Genomic DNA, 16,086 nt, shown 5'->3' on the forward strand with positions numbered 1-16,086 from the left:
TCACGCCGTCCTGCGGACGTAGTGTTTGTACACGTCGTCTCCTTCCGTCTGGTCGAGGAGTTCGACGCCCTCGGTACCGGCCGCCCAACCGTCGATGTCGCTCATGCTTCCGGGGTCGGTCGCCAGCACTTCGAGGACCGCTCCTTCGGCCAGGTCGTCGATCGCCCCCTTCGTCTTCACGACCGGCATGGGACACGATGCGCCTTTCACGTCGAGCGTCTCCGCGATGTCGTATTCGGCACTCATATGGTATCTGCTCCGTTGACTTGTATTGGAGCTACCGCACAATATTCTTGCGACAGTTAAAAGAATGTTGTTTCTTGGGTGTATTACGAACGACTATCTTACCTGAATACAGCTACGAGCGACATAAATGCGTGTTCAGCTCTGTATATCTCGTTTTACGATACTCTGTATTGTATAGTCTTTGAACTACTATCCGAACGCTTTTTTACACCCAACTGGTAGGACGGGGTGTACAAGATGGACGCCGATGACTTCCCGACGCCGGACGTCGAAGTGGAAACGGTCGCACCGAACGAACTGAAAGATCGAATCGACGCGGGCGAAGACGTTACGCTCCTCGACGCGCGGATGAGCGCCGACTACGAGGAGTGGCGCATCGACGGCGAGAACGTCACCTCGATCAACGTCCCGTACTTCGAGTTCCTCGACGACGAGGTCGACGACAACGCCCTCGATCGGATCCCCGACGACCGCGAGGTGACCGTCCTCTGCGCGAAGGGCGGCGCCAGCGAGTACGTCGCGGGCACGCTCGCGGAGCGCGGCTACGACGTCGACCACCTCGAAGACGGGATGAACGGGTGGGCGAGGGTCTACGAGACCGTCGAGGTCGAGCGCTACGACGGCGCCGGCACGCTCCTCCAGTACCAGCGCCCCTCGTCGGGCTGTCTCGGCTACCTCCTCTACGACGACGGGGAAGCCGCGATCATCGACCCGCTTCGGGCCTTTACCGACCGCTACCTCGACGACGCCGACGACCTCGGCGTCGACCTGACGTACGCGCTCGACACCCACGTCCACGCCGACCACATCTCCGGAGTGCGCGACCTCGACGACGAGGGCGTCGAGGGCGTCATCCCCGAGGCCGCGGTCGACCGCGGCGTCACGTACGCCGACGAACTGACCACGGCCGAGGACGGCGACACCTTCGCGGTCGGCGACGGGACGATCGAGACCGTCCACACGCCCGGTCACACGACCGGGATGACCTCCTACCTCGTCGACGAGAGCCTGCTCGCGACCGGCGACGGGCTGTTCGTCGAGAGCGTCGCCCGTCCGGACCTCGAGGAGGGCGACGAGGGGGCGCCCGACGCCGCGCGCACCCTCTACGAGTCGCTCCGGGAGCGCGTCCTCTCGCTGCCCGACGACACGCTCGTCGGCGGCGCACACTTCAGCGATACCGCCGAGCCGGCCGACGACGGTACCTACACGGCGCCGATCGGCGAACTCGTCGCGGAGATGGACGCGCTCACGACCGACGAAGACGAGTTCGTCGACCTGATCCTCTCGGATATGCCCCCGCGGCCGGCCAACTACGAGGACATCATCGCGACGAACCTCGGGCAGAACGCCGTCGACGACGAGGAGGCGTTCACCCTCGAACTCGGCCCGAACAACTGCGCCGCCAGCCGAGACTCGCTCGCGGGTGACTGACGACGCAAATGGTCGCTGACCCACTACTACTTCAGGCGGTGGTCGACCTGTTCCCCAACGGGATCGGCCGCTACGCCGTCGGCGGGCTGTTCGTCGGGCTCGGGACCGTCCTGATCTACGCCGGGACGGGGATCCCGGCCGGGGCGAGCACGTTCCTCGAGTCGACGCTGTCGTACGTCTCAGACCGGTCGCGGTTCCAGCGGTACGTCGCCTCGCGGGACTGGCGGCTCGTGTTCACGGCCGGGATCGTCCTCGGCGGACTCGCGTTCGCCGCGACGTTCCAGTCCGGGCTGGTCACCAGCTCGCTGTACGAGCCCGGGACGACCGGGCAGCTGTACGAGGTCGCCGGCGTGACGCTGTGGGCGACCGACGTCCAGCCGTGGCGGCTGTTCTTCGGCGGGATCCTGGTCGGGATCGGGACCCGGATCGGTAAGGGGTGTACGTCCGGACACGGCGTCTGCGGCGTCGGCTCGGCGTCGAGGACGTCGCTGATCGGCGTCGCGACGTTCCTGACCGTGGCGATCGGGACGGCACAGGTCGTCGCCGCGCTGGGGGTGAGTCCGTGATGTGCGAGACGCGAGCGAGGCGAGGCGCGAGCGGAGTGAGCGCCTCGCAGGGCGAACGGCGAACGGACGTGAGCCGTGAGCAGCGAGCGTCTCGAACCGCGCGAACGGAAGCGACCGGAGGGAGCGACACGTGAGCGACGACCGCCATCCGCTGTTCAAGCCGCTGGTGTTCGTCGGCGGGCTGATCTTCGGGTTCGGGCTCGGGTTCAGTCACATGGCCCGGCCGGAGGTCGTGTTGAACTTCCTCCAGTTCGACGATCTGGGGCTCCCGTTCGTGATGTTCGGGGCCGCGATCGTCTCCGGGATCGCGTTCGCGCTGCTGCCCCGGCTCCGGGACGCCGCGCCCCTCACGGGCGACCCCTACGAGCGGCGCCTGAAACCGTTCGACCGGAACGTCCTCGTCGGCGGCGCCGTCTTCGGCGTCGGCTGGGGGCTGTCCGGTATCTGTCCGGGCGCCGCGTACGCCAGCCTCGGGGTCGGCAACGTCGCCATCCTCTGGGCGCTCGCCGGGATGTTCGTCGGCGCGTACGCGCAGGGGTACTGGCGGAGCCGGAGCGGGGCCCGCGACGGCGCCGCGGCGGGCGCGGACTGACACACCAGCCCGATGGACCCCGTTTTCATCGCCCTCTTCGTCGGCGCAGCGCTCGCCAGCCTGTTCATGGCGTGGGTCATCGGCGCCGGGTCGAGCGGCGCGACCCCGTTCGCCCCCGCGGTCGGCGCGAACGCCGTCGGGACGATGCGCGCCGCTCTCCTGGTCGGCGTCTTCGGCTTCGCCGGCGCCGTCACCCAGGGCGGCAGCGTCTCGGAGGCCGTCGGCAGCGGTCTCGTCGGCGGGATCAGCCTGCCCGTCGCCGGCGTCATCCTCGTGCTCGTCCTCGGCGCCGGGCTGATGGCGCTCGGTATCGCGACCGGGATTCCGATCGCGACCGCGTTCACCGTCACCGGCGCCGTCATCGGCGTCGGCCTGGCGCTCGGCGGGACGCCGGTCCCGTCGAAGTACGGGCAGATCGGCGCCGTCTGGGCGCTGACGCCGCTCGTCGGCGGCGGCATCGCGTTCGGGATCGCCGGCGTCCTCCCGCGGTCCGGCGTTCCCGAGCGGTACAGCGTCGCCGCCCTCGCCGGCCTCGTCGGCGCCGTCCTCGTGAACGTTCAGTTCAGCTTCCTCGGCGAGGGGGCCGCGTCGGGCACCCTCCGCGGCCTCGGACAGCGCGCGCTGGGGGTCGACGGACTCGCGTCGGCGGTCGCGATCACCGGTCTCGCCGCGCTGGCGGTCGGGGTCGTCGTCCGGTGGGACATCGCTCGCGACGAGGAGGGAGGCCTGCGGCGCGTGCTGCTCGCGCTCGGGTCGCTCGTCGCCTTCTCCGCGGGCGGGAGTCAGGTCGGACTCGCCGTCGGACCGCTACTCCCGCTGCTCGACGAGGTGGGGATGATCTCGACGACCGCCGTCCTCGTCGGCGGCGGGCTGGGGATGCTGGTCGGCTCGTGGACGGGCGCGCCCCGGATGATCAAGTCGCTCGCGCAAGACTACTCCTCGCTCGGGCCGCGGCGCTCCATCTCCGCGCTCGTCCCGTCGTTTCTGATCGCGCAGCTGGCCGTCCTCCTCGGCGTACCCGTCTCGTTCAACGAGATCGTCGTCAGCGCGATCATCGGGAGCGGTGCGGCCGTCGGCGGCCGCGACGCGGTGGACGCCCGGAAGATCCTCGTGACGGTCGGGGCGTGGGCGGGGTCGTTCGCCCTCTCGTTCGCGCTCGCGTACGCCGCCGCGGCGCTCGTTTTATAAACGGAGTACGCCGCGGCGTCAGTTGCTTATAAAGAAACGAGGCGGTGGCGTCGCCGGCGGCCTGCCGCCGGCTGCAAGAGGCGCGTCGCGCCTCCCTGCGTGCCTGCGAGGCCGCTCCGCGGCCGAGCCGCGAGGGACCGAAGGTCCCTCTGGAAGCCGGCGCGAAGCGCCGGCGACAGCACGCGCGAGGGAGTCGGTCGCCGAGCGAAGCGACGGCGACCGACGAGGCTGGGGAGGCGTGAGGTGCTGTGCTGTCGCGGTCGGGTGGGTCTCAAAGGGGCAGTCGCCGGCGACACCGCAGGAACGAGCGAAGCGAGTGACGAGGAGCGCAACGAGCGTCCGTCGTCCTCCCGGCTGGGGCGTTGGAGGTGTCCGTAGTCGATCCGCAGTCAACGATAGACAAGTGAGCGGCAGGAGCTTCTGGAGTTCGGCGACCGCAACGCCTACCGACGTTCCATGGAAGTCTCTGACCGCGAAAACGTCTCTGTAAGTTATCGGTACTCCGGCCGAGGTTACCCGAATATAGTATTGTACGATAGACCCAAAACCGTTATACGCACGAACCGGATAGGGGGAATCGAGCAGAAATGTGCCAACAGCGAATTACCGTCGTCGAGAAGAGGAGGGGAGACCGATGCCAGGGTTAGCGGTCCCGACGTGGGACCCGGAGACGGCCCTGCTCATCGGGGTGATCCTCCTGGAAGCGGTCGCGTTGTACGCGGGCTACGGGGGTCTCGAACGGCTCTTCGGGCCGTATCTCATGGACCTCCTCGTCGGGGGTGAATCGAGTGCTCAGTAGTCTCGTGGGCGGGGGCGGCCTCCTCGGCACGAGCCCCGAGATGCTGGCGCTGTTCGTCGGGTTCGGTCTCGTCGTCGGGGTCCTGTTCGGGTTCTTCGGGATGGGCGGGTCGTTCCTCGTCACCCCCGCGCTGCTCATGCTGGACTACTCGGCGCCCGTCGCGGTCGGGAGCGGGATGGCGTTCGTCTTCGGGACGGCCGTCATCGCGACGCTGAAACACCATGACCTCGGGCAGGTGGACTACAAGCTCGGCGCGATCATGATCACCGGCACGACCGTCGGCATCGAGGCCGGGCGCGCGAGCGTCTACTACCTCGAATCGCTGGGTCTCGCGAGCGGGGTCATCAGCGTCGCGTACGTCGTCCTGCTCGGCGGCGTCGGCGCGATGGTCACCCGCGACGCCCTGACGGGCGGTGGCTGGGGCGGCGGCGGGGACGGCGGGGACGGCGGCGTCGACCACGAGGCGGCCGACAGGGAGCTCGACGAGTACGAGATACCCGAGATCGCGGAGACGATCCAACGGACCGTCCGGATCCCGCCGATGGTGACGCTCCGCGGCGACGTCCGCGTCTCCGCGTGGGTGATCACGGCCGTCGCGTTCGCGACCGGCGTCCTGTCCGGCTTCCTCGGCGTCGGCGGCGGCTTCATCCGAATGCCCGCGATGATCTACGCGATCGGCGTCCCGGTGCCCGTCGCGGTCGGGACGGACCTCTTCGAGATCGTCTTCTCCGGCGGACTCGGGAGCTACCTCTACGGGCAGGGCGGCGGCGTGAACCTCGGCATCGTCGCGCCGCTCCTGTTCGGGAGCGCGCTCGGCGCGCGCGTCGGCTCCGCCGCGACCGCCGTCGTCGACGCCGACGAGATCAAGGTGTACTTCGGCGGGATGCTGCTGGTCGGCTCCATCGCCGTGGGTATCGGCGAGGTCGGCTCCTACCTCGGCAACCCGACGCTCGAACTGCTCGGACTGGTGCTCGTGGTCGGCGCGGCGGTCGTCGTCGCGTTCGCGGTCCTCTACACGACGGTCACCTCGCTCCGCGTGACGCGCCAGCAGCGGACGTCCGCCGCGGACTGACCCGCGCTTTCGCCGTCGATCCGCGGCACCTGTGTTGCGTGTTTATGTCATAACCGCAGCATGACTCCGGTCTCTGTGTCCTGCCGGAGACGACGGAGATCGAGTCCGGCGTTCGACGCCGACGCGTACAGCCGAGCGGGGAGCCGGCGAAGAGTCTCCCCGCTCACAGCCCCTCTTGCCCGCCCTCCTGTGCGAGGAGGACGACCATCGAGAGCCCGGAGATGAGGAGGAGGATGAGCGTCGGCACCACCGCGTACTGGTACAGCGCCGACTCCTGCGCGCGCCAGATCTGGGTGACGATCGTCTCGAACCCGGAGGGACGGAGGATCAGCGTGACTGGCAGTTCCTTCATCGTCGTGAGGAACACGAGCGCGGCGCCGGCGACGATCCCCGACCGCGTGAGCGGGAACGTGACCCGCCGGAACGCGCCCAGCGAGGACTCGCCGAGGGTCCGGCCGGCCTCCACGAGCCGCGGATCGACCTGGAGGATCGACGTCCGGCTCGACCCGACCGCCTGCGGGAGGAAGCGCACGACGTACGCGAAGATCAGTAGCGGCAGCGTCTGGTAGATCCATGGCAGGTAGCCGGAGCCGAAGTAGACGAGCGCGAGCGCGAGCACGATGCCGGGCACCGCGAAGCCGACGTACGTCGCGCGCTCAAACAGCGTCGCGAGGCGGGAGTCGTGGTTGGCCGCGAAGTAGGCGATGGGGATCGCCGCGAGCGCGGCGACGACCGCCGCGGCCGCGGAGACCGAGACGGAGTTGAGCACCTGGATCGGGTCGAAGGCCAACGAGGGGCGGCGACCCGACTCCGACCGGACCAGCCACAGCCCGAGGATCCACAGCGGCACGAGCAGCGCGACGGCGGAGACGCCGGCGGGCAGCAGCGTCGCGGGCCACCGAAGCCGCCCCAGCGACACGCGGTCCTCCGTCCGGCCGGCGTCGTCCCCGTGCGAGGAGGCGTCCGAGCGGACGAGCCACTCCAAGGCGAGCACGAACAGCACGACGACGAGCAGCTGTAGGGAGAGCAGCGCGGCGTAGTCGCTCCCGAAGGAGTTGTACTCGACGTAGATCTGTCGGGTGAACACCGACAGCCGCATGATCGAGGGCGTCCCGAAGTCGGAGACCGCGTACAGCGCCGCGAGCAGCGAGCCGGCGGCGACCGCAGGGCGGATCGCGGGCAGCGTCACGCGGCGGAACGACGCCAGTCGGCCGTGGTTCAGCGTCCGCGCCGCCTCCAGCAGCGTCGTGTCGAACGACAGCAGCGCGGCCCGCGTCGTCAGGTAGACGTACGGATATGTGTACAGCGTGATGACGAGTATGGACCCGTGAAGGCCGTATATCTCCGGAATCCGCTCGATCCCGAGCGGCGCGAGGACCTCGTGGAACTCGCCGCGCGGCCCGAACGCGGAGACGAACGAGAACGCGCCGACGTAGCTCGGCACGACGAGCGGGAGTGCGGCCGCGACTGCCCAGAACCGCCGGAACGGGAGGTCGGTCCGAGCGGTGAGGTACGCGAGCGGGACGCCGATCGCGATCGAGAACGCAGTCACGCCGACCATCAACAGCAGGCTGTTGAGGACGGTGTCCGCGGTGCGGAGGCTGAGGGTGAGGTCCGCGGCGCGCGCGGGGTCGACGGTGACCGCCTCGATCACGAGCCACGCGAGCGGGAAGACGAGCGTCGCCGCGATGGCGGCGCAAAGCAGCGTCAACCCCAGCGGTAGTCGGTCCTCCCCGTCGGTCAGCCGGTCGCGGATCCGGGTTATCGGGCACATGGTCCGAGAAGCGGTCGGTCGGAGGATGGACGCAACCGCCGTTAGGGGTTCCGATCCCGCCGCGGAGGCGCGGCGGCGCTCCCCCCGAACGCGACCGACCGCGTCCGGCCGTAGCCCGCCGCAACCGACCGCGCTCCGACGGATATATTAATTTAGGGTTGCCTAAAAAACACATGGAACTGACGCGGCGCGACGCGGCGGCGGCGCTGGCCGCGCTCGGCGCGAGCGGCGGGGTCGCGCTCGGCGCGCGGTTCGCCGCGGACCGCGGAGAGCGCCCTGAGGAAGACGGGAGTCGCGACGGCGACGACGTCCCGGCCGACGACGAGGCGGTCCGCGAGACCCTGACCGCCGTCGCGTCGGTCGTCTACCCCTCCGAGGTCGCCGGCGTGAGCGAGTTCGTCGAGGGGTTCCTCGCCGGGCGGCTCGACGGCTCCGCGCACGCGACGGGGGTCCGCGAGACCGTCGCGGAGCTGAACCACCTCGCGAACACGTGGCACGGCGCGCCGGTCGCCGACCTCGATTCCGCGGACCGCGACCGGCTCCTCCGAGAGGTCGGCGCCGACACCGCCGAGGAGGACCCCGGCGGGACGACCGCAGAGCGGGTCCGGTACTACGTCGTCAACGAGCTGCTGCTCGCGCTGTACGCCTCCCCGACCGGCGGGGAGCTGGTTGGTATCGAGAACCCGCAGGGCCACCCGGGCGGCGCGGAGAGCTATCAGCGGGGGCCGCAATGAGCGGCGCCGAGAGCGTCGGCGACGAGCGGTCGGCGCCCGACGGGGTCGACCGCACGCCCGTCACCGACGCGGACGTCTGCGTCGTCGGCGCCGGCCCCGCGGGGGCGCTCGTCGCCGACCGGCTCGCGGGCGAGCGCGAAGTCGTCGTGCTCGACGCCGGGCCGCGGTTCGATCCCGAAGACCGGCTCGCCAGACAGGAGCGGGCGATCCGCCCGTTCTACGACCGACCGGACGTCTGGGGCGTGGGCGGCGAGCGCGACGCCCACGAGAACGCCGGCGACCGCTCGTACCCCCTGAACCACGCCCGCGTGAAGGGCGTCGGCGGGTCGACGCTCCACTGGCAGGGGATGGTGATGCGGCTCCACGAGGACGACTTCGACTCCGCGAGTGAGCGCGGCGTCGGCGCCGACTGGCCGGTCGACTACGCCGATCTGCGGCCGTACTACGCCGAGGCGGAGCGCGAGCTGGGCGTCGCGGGCGCGTCGGACAACCCCTACGCGCCGCCCCGCGAGGAGCCGCACCCGATGCCGGCGTTCCAGCCCTCCTACAGCGACTCGCTGTTCGCGGAGGCCTGCGAGTCGCTGGGGATCGACATGCACTCGGTGCCGAACGCGCGCAACTCCGAGCCGTACGACGACCGGTCGCCCTGCGTCGGCTACGGCACCTGCCAGCCCGTCTGCCCGAGCGGGGCGAAGTACGACGCGACGGTCCACGTCGAGCGCGCCGAGGCGGCGGGCGCGACCGTGATCGACCGCGCGCCGGTCGAGCGGCTGGAGCACGACGGCGACGACCGGGTGGCCGCGGCCGTCTACGCGACGCCCGACGGGGAGCGGCACCGGCAGGAGGCGGACGCGTTCGTCGTCGCCGCCGGAGGCGTGGAGACGCCGCGGCTCCTGCTCCTCTCGGCGTCCGACCGCTACCCCGACGGGCTCGCGAACGGGAGCGGCCACGTCGGCGAGTTCTTCATGGACCACCTGTTCGCGGGCGCGGGCGGCACGCTCGACGAGGAGACGAGACAGAACCACGTCGGCTTCTACACCAGCGCCTGCGACCAGTTCTACGACGAGGCCGACGAGAGTCAGGCCCCGTTCAAGCTGGAGTTCTTCAACTACGCCGGCCCGTCTCCCGTGGAGTCGGCGCTCACGGGCGACGACTGGGGCGACGCGCTCCGCGACCGCCTGCGGGACGAGTACGGGAACCACGTCGCGATGGGCGCGCTCGTCGAGCAGCTCCCCGACGCCGACAGCCGCGTGACGCTCGCGGACGACCGCACCGACGACCGCGGGAACCCGGTGCCGCGGATCGAGTGGACGGTCGGCGACCGCGCGCTCGACACGATCGAGCGGGCCAACGCGATCCAAGTCGAGGTGCTGGAGGAGCTCGGCGCCGACGTCGAGTGGGTCGCCGGCCCGGACGCGACGGGACCGGCCTACCACCACATGGGGACGACGCGGATGAGCGACGACCCGGATCGGGGCGTCGTCGACGCCGACTGCCGGACCCACGACCTCGAAAACTGCTGGATCGCCTCCAGCTCCGTCTTCCCCACGAGCGGCGCGATGAACCCGACGCTCACCATCGCCGCGCTCGCGCTTCGCGTCGGCGACGACGTGGCCGGGTGGCTCGCAGACGAGTCCTGACAGACGGACACTACTATTTTAGGTAAACCTAAAAACTCAAGTGCCTGCGAGCGGAGGTGCGGGTAATGAGCGACTCAGCGCACGCGACGAACGGGTCCGCGACCGCGGTCGAAAGCGGCGGCGGAGCGGACGAGGCAGGGGTCGAAGCCGACGCGGCGGGCGCGACCGCCGACGGCGGCGAGCCGTACACCTTCGACGACCTCAGCGTCGTGATGGGGACGTACAACGAAGAAGGGGCCATCGCGACGGTGCTCGAAGACGTCGAGCGGGTCACGGATGGCAAGGCGGAGGTCGTCTGCGTCGACGGCTCCTCGGACCAGACCGCCGAGATCGCCCGCGAACACGGCGCGCGCGTGATCGAGCAGGAGCCGCAGGGGTACGGGGTCGCGGTCCGCGAGGCGATACTGACCCCCGACCGCCCCGTGGTCGTCACCACGGACTGCGACGACACCTACCCGATGGAGGCGCTCCCGGAGTTCCTCGCCGAGATCAACGACGGCGCGGACGTGGTGAGCGGCGACCGGCTCTACCACGGCGCCGAGGCGATGCCCGCGTTCAACCGCTTCGGTAACCACGCGTTCGCCGCGCTCGCTTCCCTCCTGATGGGCGAGCGCGTCCACGACACCACGACCGGGATGCGCGCGTACCGCCGCGACGTGGTCGAGGAGATCGGCTGGACCGAGAACACCGGGCTCTCCGCCGAACTGCTGATCCGCCCGCTGATGCGGGGCTACGACGTGCGCGAGTGCCCGATCCGGTACGCCGAGCGCCTCGGCGAGACGAAGCTCGACCCGATCGGCGGCGGCGCCGCCATCGCGAAGTCGATCGTCACCGTCTGCCTCGAAGAGCAGCTGCGGCGGTTCTGAGGCACCTCGTTCCCCGACGCGGCCGTCGGACGGCGGTCCGGACAGATACTGTGGGCACAGTAGGCCGCCGGCGACGTTTTTACACTCGTGAGCGACGGCGCTGATTGTTTATAAATAGACGCGGCGGTGGCGCGTGCCTGCGAGGCCGCTTCGCGGCCGAGCAGCACGCGCGAGGGAGTCGGGCGCGACGAGGGCGACCGAAGGGAGCCCGAAGGAGGCGCCCGACGAGGCTGGGGAGGCGTGAGGTGCTGTGCGGTGGCGGTTCGGGGCGGGACTCAAAGGGGCAGCCGTGAGGTGGGCGCAGGTGACGCAAGGACCACAAGGAGGGAGCGGTAGCGACCGACTGAGGACCGCAGCGAGCGTGCGCCCACCTCACGGCTGGGGCTTTGGCGGTGTTCACCGCTGATCGCTGGTCAATCATTTATAAGAGAGCTGTTGCGGATTTAGAAGTACTCACAGCCGATCCGCTGGCAGTCGATTATAAACTGTCGTCGTATTAGTCGCTCGCCTCGGCCCGCGTTTCGAAGACGACCCACTCCGAGTGTTTGGCGGGTTGGTCGGGGAGGTACGTCCCCTCGCTCCCGCAGTCGGTGACGAGCCGACACACCGACCGCTCGGGGGGCCAGACGACCTCGACGTCGCCCTCTCCGCTTCCCACCGCTTCGCCTCCCACCGCTTCGCCTCCCACCGCCTCGTCGTCGGCCATCCGCACCGTCGCCTCCTGCCGGTAGGTGAACGTCGAGCCGTCGGGCGCGAACAGCGTCACCGTGAGGAACGCCACGTCGCCCGCGGGATCGACCGAGACCGATTCGTTGGGCGCACCCGCGAGCCGAACCCCGTCGCTCCCGACCGACCACCCGACCGAGAGCGGGTCGCCGGCCTCGGGGTCGGCCACGGTGTACACCGCCCGCCCCTCGCCGCGCCGCGTCTCGACCCGGACCCGCGCGCTGTCGACGCGCTCGGGAACCCCGACGGTCGTCTCGGCGTCGACCCGCGACCCCGAGCGCACCTCGATCGGCTCCAGCTTCGGCGTGACTCGGTCGTCGGGGTCCGCGGTCCACACGCCGCGGTAGCCGTACCGGTAGATCGTTCGGTTCGGGTAGGCGTCGAGGACCGCGAAGTCCTCCTCCGGGTCGCGGTCGAGCGCGTACACCGCGTCGCCGTCGAGTCCCGGGCCGTTCCGGAGCTCCTGGAACGGATGCGCGAGCCACTCGCCGTACGGCGTCGGGACGAACACCAGCGCGTCCGAGAACTCCGTCTCCTCGAACGGCGCGTACGCGGCCTCGTGTTTGGCGTCGATCGCCGCGTTGCGCTCGACCGGGTCGCTCGCGGCCGCGACCGCTGCGCCGGACGCGACGACGAGCGCGACGGCGACGACGACCGCGACCCCGGCCCGCGCGCCCCGCTCCGAACCGGTCCGCGCGGCGAGCGCGTCCCGGAGGCGTGGCAGCGCGCGCGCCGCGGCCGCGACGCCGAGACCGCCGAACACCGACAGCGGCACGAGCAGGTCGAAGTGGTAGAACGGGCCGAACAGCGACGCCAGCCCGTCGGTCGGGTCCGAGAGGTCGGCGAGCGCGTTATGCGTCCCCCAGAAGAACAGGTTCCCGACCACGACCGAGACGGCCACGCCGGCGAGAAGCAGCGCCGCGGTCCGCCGGAACGACGGGATGCCGGGTGGGTCGCCGTTCCCGCTCGACGCGTCCGGGTCGACCGCGCCCGCGAGGTCCGCCCCTGCGAGGTCGACACCCGCGCGCCACCGCCGGACCGCGACCGCGCCGCCGACGAGCGCGAGCAGCGTCCCGAGCGGCCCGGCCGCGACCCACCGCGTCGCCAGCTCTCGCAGCGCGTAGCCGTTCGATTCGAGCGCCAGCGGCAGCGTGTACTCCACCGAGTGGCCCAGAATGCGCCGCTCGCCGAAGCCGGGACCGTCCATCGGCGCGAACGCCTGGTACGGGAAGGTGAGCGGCGATCCCGTGATCCGGAGGTTGTACGCGAGCGTCACGCCGACGAACAGCGTCCCGAACAGCGCCGTCAGCCCGTGTCTGCGGACGGGACTCGGGAGCGCGGAGAGATCCAGTCCCTCGGCCGCAGTCGCCGACCCGACCCGCCACAGCGCGTGGCAGATGAACGGCGCCGCGAAAAGCACCGCGGTGAACGGGCGCGCGAAGAAGGCGATCCCGATCGCGGCGCCCGCGACTCCGGCGGCCGCGGTCGACCCGTCGCGGACGCTCCGGAGGTACGCGACCGCGAACAGGAGGTTGAAGAACGTCGTTGGCGCGTACGAGAGGAACGTCGCGCCCGTGAGTATCGCCATCGGCGACGCAGCGAACAGGACGGCCGCGGCGACTCCCGCCCGCCGACCGACGGCCATCGCGCCGAGCAGGTAGACGAGCGCGGCGTTGCCCGCGGCGACCGCCGCGAGCGTCACCCGCGGTTCGTCGAAGAGGGCCATCGATATCGCGTACGTCGCCGCCGGAACGGGGCTGTACTTCGGGTAGAGACGCCCGCCGTCCTCGACGAAGAACCACGGGTGGACGGCGTCGGCGAGCGCGCCGGCGTGGAACTCCAGTTGGCCGCCGAGGAGGAGCGCGGCCTGCGTGAGGTAGACGCCCTCGTCGTGGTTCGCGGAGTGGTGCGAGAACAGCGTCGCGGCGACCGCGAACGTCAGGACCCCCGCGGTCAGCGAGACGCAGACCGCGGCCGCGGTCGTCCGGTCCGCGCGAGCGAGCCGCTGCCGAAACCGGGCCGCGAGCCGCGCGAAAAGCGACGAGTCGGAGCGGGACGACACGGAACGAGACGCGTCAGATGTTGACGCCGGCCTCGCGCATGAGGTCGACGGTCGCCTCCAAGTCGGACAGCTCCGTCAGGTCGATGTCCGGCACGTCGAGCTCGTCGATCGTCGGGAGGTCGCCGATCGGGTCCACGTCGGGGATGAGCGGGTACTCGAACGTCGAGCGCGCGAAGTAGTCCTGCGCCTCCGCGGACAGCAGGTGCCGAACGAAGTTCCCGGCGAGCTCGGTGTCCGTGGCGGTGTCGACGATCGCGGCGCCCGCGACGTTGAACACCGCGCCGGCGTCGCCCTCGGTGAAGGCGGTGTCGATGGTCGCCTCCGGGTTCCCGTCGAGGACGCGCTGGATGTAGTAGTGGTTCGTGAATCCGGCGTCGACGGTCCCGTCCGCGATCTCCTCGCAGACGCGGAACTCGTTGTTGTACGTGGTCGCCCCCGAGTCGACGACGGCTTCGAGCCACTCGCGGGTGGTCTCGTCGCCTTCGAGGATCCGCATCGCGGTGACGAACGCCTGACAGGAGCCGTAGGAGGGCGCCCACGCGAGGTCGCCGTCGAACCCCTCGGGGAACGCCATGATGTCGCTGGGGACGTCCGAGGCGTCGTACTCGCCGCTGTCGTACGGGACCGTCCGGGCGCGGCCGGAGGTGCCGATCCACTGGTCGGTCCGGAACTCCTCGCGGACCAGGTCGGCGACGTCGCTCGGGATCGCCTGCGTGCGTCCCTCGCTCGCGAGGGCGCCGAGCGACCCCGCGTTCACCGAGTAGAACACGTCCGCCGGCGACCCCTCGCCCTCGTTGATGATCGCGTTCACATGGTCGGTGGAGGAGGCGTACCGGACCTCCAAGTCGAGGTCGGGGTACTCCTCGTCGATGTACTCGACGAGCGGGCCGACGAGGAACTCGTTGCGGCCGGAGTACACCGTCAGCTCGCCCGAGAGGTCGGGCATCTCGGCGATCGGCGTGCCGCCCGGCAGCCCGCGACCCTCGCGGCCGGAACCGATCTGGCCGATCGACGACTCCGCGCCGCCGTCGTCCGTTTCCTCGCCCGTACAACCCGCGAGTCCGACCGCGCCGACCGCGGCTGAACTCGCGAGGAACCGTCTCCGGTTCACCTTCGTCTCGGTGTGATCGTGAGTCGTCATGTGTTTTAGGCCTCCCTAAATCCTCTTAGTCGTGTCGGTTCAGTCGTCCGCGACCGCCGGCGTCCGGCGGATCGCGTCGAGACAGTCGAGCCAGTCGCGCATGTACTCGCCGCAGTGGTTGAGGAACGCGCCGTTGTTCCACTCGGCGAAGTCGCCCTCGGCGAGCGCGTCGGCCATCGCGTCGAAGACCGCCGCGTACGAGTCGGCGTCTCCTCCCGCTCCGTCGATCACCTCCCAGACGTGCTCGTTTAGCTCTAGCCCCGCCACCTCGTTCGCGAGGTCGTCGAACGTCGACCGCGGGGCCTTGTTGTGCTCACACAGCGGGCCGCCGTTGTAGATCCGCTTGCCGAGCACGTCGCAGGCTCGCTTGAGGAACAGGCCCGACCAGATGTCGTCGAAGCGACCCACGTCCCACTCGTTGTCGTCCATCGGCAGCTGGTAGAACGCGGGGATCACCTCGCGGCGGAACGCGAGGTTCATCGAGCAGACGGTGAGGTAGTTGCCGCGCTCGGCGACGAAGTCGTTCCCGAAGTCGTCGGCGGTCGTGCGCGTCTGGGCCTGTCCCTCCAGGTCGCCGTCCATCAGGATCCGGACCGCGTCGAGGTCGGGAACGTTGGTCCACAGCCCCTGCGAGGCGACGACCTCGCCGGACTCGACCGCGACCGCGTCCGTCTCGACCGTCTCGTCCATCGCGGAGTAGGGATACCCGCGCGGGTAGAGTCCGTGCTCGTCGGCGTTCCGGTAAAGGACGTTCACCCAGTCCTCGTCCGAACTGACCCGCTCGATCGAACCCTCGAACGCGAGGTTCTCGGTGTGGCGGCCGAAGTAGTCGGCGTCGTCGTGCGGGAGCGTGTCGTCGTCGATGAAGATCCCGTACTCGAAGGAGTCGTCGGCCCACATGTACAGCAGCCCGAAGCTCGTCTCGGCGTGGCTCGCGGCCGGGACGACGTGGCCGTACTCCGCGACCCCGTTCGCCTCGTACCACTCCTCGCGGCGGGCGCCGTCGAACACCTCGCCGGAGACGCCCAACTCGTCGAGCATCGCGCGCATCTCGTCGACCTCGCAGAACTCCTCGGTGACGAGCACGAAGTGGAGCCGCGAGACGTCGAAGCCGTGGTCGCGGGCGTTCTCGACGTACGCCCGAACGCACTCGTACTCCCGAATCGTCGGGACGATCACGCAGATGTCCGAGCCGTCGCGGTCCGAGGCGGTCGGGTTCATACTCGGTTGTTTTTAGGGTTGCCTAAAA

The 16,086-nt window shown here is 70.1% G+C and carries 14 protein-coding genes; 9 read left to right on the forward strand and 5 right to left on the reverse strand.

The window, feature by feature from the left end:
- Entirely contained in the window at positions 1-246 is a 246-nt protein-coding gene (locus J2744_RS06860; protein ID WP_209545973.1) for a sulfurtransferase TusA family protein, read from the reverse strand.
- A gap of 237 nt (positions 247-483) precedes the next feature.
- Between J2744_RS06860 and J2744_RS06865 the strand changes: the two genes are divergently transcribed.
- The 6 genes from J2744_RS06865 to J2744_RS06890 all read left to right on the forward strand — a co-directional run bounded on the left by J2744_RS06865 (position 484) and on the right by J2744_RS06890 (position 5,894).
- Positions 484-1,677: an MBL fold metallo-hydrolase gene (locus J2744_RS06865; RefSeq protein WP_209545975.1), complete on the forward strand. Its 1,194-nt coding sequence runs from the start codon at positions 484-486 to the stop codon at positions 1,675-1,677.
- Between the two features lie 8 nt (positions 1,678-1,685).
- Complete coding sequence (locus tag J2744_RS06870; RefSeq protein ID WP_209545977.1) at positions 1,686-2,243, forward strand: YeeE/YedE family protein; 558 nt, start codon at positions 1,686-1,688, stop codon at positions 2,241-2,243.
- A gap of 130 nt (positions 2,244-2,373) precedes the next feature.
- Positions 2,374-2,835, forward strand: a complete 462-nt coding sequence (locus J2744_RS06875) for a YeeE/YedE family protein (RefSeq protein ID WP_209545980.1) — start codon at positions 2,374-2,376, stop codon at positions 2,833-2,835.
- Positions 2,836-2,847: 12 nt separating this feature from the next.
- On the forward strand, positions 2,848-4,023 hold the full coding sequence (locus J2744_RS06880) for an inorganic phosphate transporter (RefSeq protein ID WP_209545982.1): 1,176 nt from the start codon (positions 2,848-2,850) through the stop codon (positions 4,021-4,023).
- 634 nt (positions 4,024-4,657) lie between these two features.
- The gene (locus tag J2744_RS06885; protein WP_209545984.1) at positions 4,658-4,822 is read left to right on the forward strand and encodes a DUF7512 family protein; all 165 of its coding nucleotides are present in this window, start codon (positions 4,658-4,660) and stop codon (positions 4,820-4,822) included.
- Positions 4,812-5,894, forward strand: a complete 1,083-nt coding sequence (locus tag J2744_RS06890; RefSeq protein ID WP_209545986.1) for a sulfite exporter TauE/SafE family protein — start codon at positions 4,812-4,814, stop codon at positions 5,892-5,894. The genes J2744_RS06885 and J2744_RS06890 overlap by 11 nt, the downstream gene beginning before the upstream one ends.
- A 163-nt stretch (positions 5,895-6,057) precedes the next feature.
- Here the strand turns inward: J2744_RS06890 and J2744_RS06895 are convergent, their stop codons facing one another.
- On the reverse strand, positions 6,058-7,668 hold the full coding sequence (locus J2744_RS06895) for an ABC transporter permease (RefSeq protein WP_209545988.1): 1,611 nt from the start codon (positions 7,666-7,668) through the stop codon (positions 6,058-6,060).
- Between the two features lie 173 nt (positions 7,669-7,841).
- Here J2744_RS06895 and J2744_RS06900 point away from each other — a divergent pair, with 173 nt between their 5' ends.
- From J2744_RS06900 to J2744_RS06910, 3 genes are all read left to right on the forward strand, one after another.
- Positions 7,842-8,402 (forward strand): gluconate 2-dehydrogenase subunit 3 family protein, encoded by a 561-nt coding sequence (locus tag J2744_RS06900; protein WP_209545990.1) that lies wholly within the window; start codon positions 7,842-7,844, stop codon positions 8,400-8,402.
- Positions 8,399-10,042 carry a GMC family oxidoreductase gene (locus J2744_RS06905; RefSeq protein ID WP_209545992.1) on the forward strand — a complete coding sequence of 548 codons (1,644 nt, stop codon included), beginning with the start codon at positions 8,399-8,401 and terminating at the stop codon, positions 10,040-10,042. Before J2744_RS06900 ends, J2744_RS06905 begins: the two co-directional genes overlap by 4 nt.
- A gap of 212 nt (positions 10,043-10,254) precedes the next feature.
- Positions 10,255-10,908 (forward strand): dolichyl-phosphate hexose transferase, encoded by a 654-nt coding sequence (locus tag J2744_RS06910; protein ID WP_245203249.1) that lies wholly within the window; start codon positions 10,255-10,257, stop codon positions 10,906-10,908.
- Positions 10,909-11,404: 496 nt separating this feature from the next.
- Here the strand turns inward: J2744_RS06910 and J2744_RS06915 are convergent, their stop codons facing one another.
- The 3 genes from J2744_RS06915 to J2744_RS06925 are packed head-to-tail and all read right to left on the reverse strand — an operon-like array spanning position 11,405 to position 16,058.
- A complete protein-coding gene (locus J2744_RS06915; RefSeq protein ID WP_209545998.1) occupies positions 11,405-13,696 on the reverse strand; it encodes a DUF7846 domain-containing protein in 2,292 nt (763 codons plus the stop codon).
- A 13-nt stretch (positions 13,697-13,709) separates the two neighbouring features.
- On the reverse strand, positions 13,710-14,837 hold the full coding sequence (locus J2744_RS06920; RefSeq protein ID WP_209546000.1) for a substrate-binding domain-containing protein: 1,128 nt from the start codon (positions 14,835-14,837) through the stop codon (positions 13,710-13,712).
- A 39-nt stretch (positions 14,838-14,876) separates the two neighbouring features.
- On the reverse strand, positions 14,877-16,058 hold the full coding sequence (locus tag J2744_RS06925) for an alpha-1 4-glucan-protein synthase (protein ID WP_209546002.1): 1,182 nt from the start codon (positions 16,056-16,058) through the stop codon (positions 14,877-14,879).
- Between the last annotated feature and the right edge of the window lie 28 nt (positions 16,059-16,086).

The sequence above is a fragment of the Halorubrum trapanicum genome (genome assembly GCF_017873555.1).
GTDB lineage: Archaea > Halobacteriota > Halobacteria > Halobacteriales > Haloferacaceae > Halorubrum > Halorubrum trapanicum.

Bases quoted from the DNA above. Each gene is read 5' to 3' on its own strand.
- J2744_RS06895 (WP_209545988.1), bottom strand. From the start codon at position 7,668: ATGTGCCCGATAACCCGGATCCGCGACCGGCTGACCGACGGGGAGGAC.
- J2744_RS06905 (WP_209545992.1), top strand. From the start codon at position 8,399: ATGAGCGGCGCCGAGAGCGTCGGCGACGAGCGGTCGGCGCCCGACGGG.
- J2744_RS06880 (WP_209545982.1), top strand. From the start codon at position 2,848: ATGGACCCCGTTTTCATCGCCCTCTTCGTCGGCGCAGCGCTCGCCAGC.
- J2744_RS06865 (WP_209545975.1), top strand. From the start codon at position 484: ATGGACGCCGATGACTTCCCGACGCCGGACGTCGAAGTGGAAACGGTC.
- J2744_RS06920 (WP_209546000.1), bottom strand. From the start codon at position 14,837: ATGACGACTCACGATCACACCGAGACGAAGGTGAACCGGAGACGGTTC.
- J2744_RS06910 (WP_245203249.1), top strand. From the start codon at position 10,255: ATGGGGACGTACAACGAAGAAGGGGCCATCGCGACGGTGCTCGAAGAC.
- J2744_RS06925 (WP_209546002.1), bottom strand. From the start codon at position 16,058: ATGAACCCGACCGCCTCGGACCGCGACGGCTCGGACATCTGCGTGATC.
- J2744_RS06900 (WP_209545990.1), top strand. From the start codon at position 7,842: ATGGAACTGACGCGGCGCGACGCGGCGGCGGCGCTGGCCGCGCTCGGC.
- J2744_RS06885 (WP_209545984.1), top strand. From the start codon at position 4,658: ATGCCAGGGTTAGCGGTCCCGACGTGGGACCCGGAGACGGCCCTGCTC.
- J2744_RS06860 (WP_209545973.1), bottom strand. From the start codon at position 246: ATGAGTGCCGAATACGACATCGCGGAGACGCTCGACGTGAAAGGCGCA.
- J2744_RS06870 (WP_209545977.1), top strand. From the start codon at position 1,686: ATGGTCGCTGACCCACTACTACTTCAGGCGGTGGTCGACCTGTTCCCC.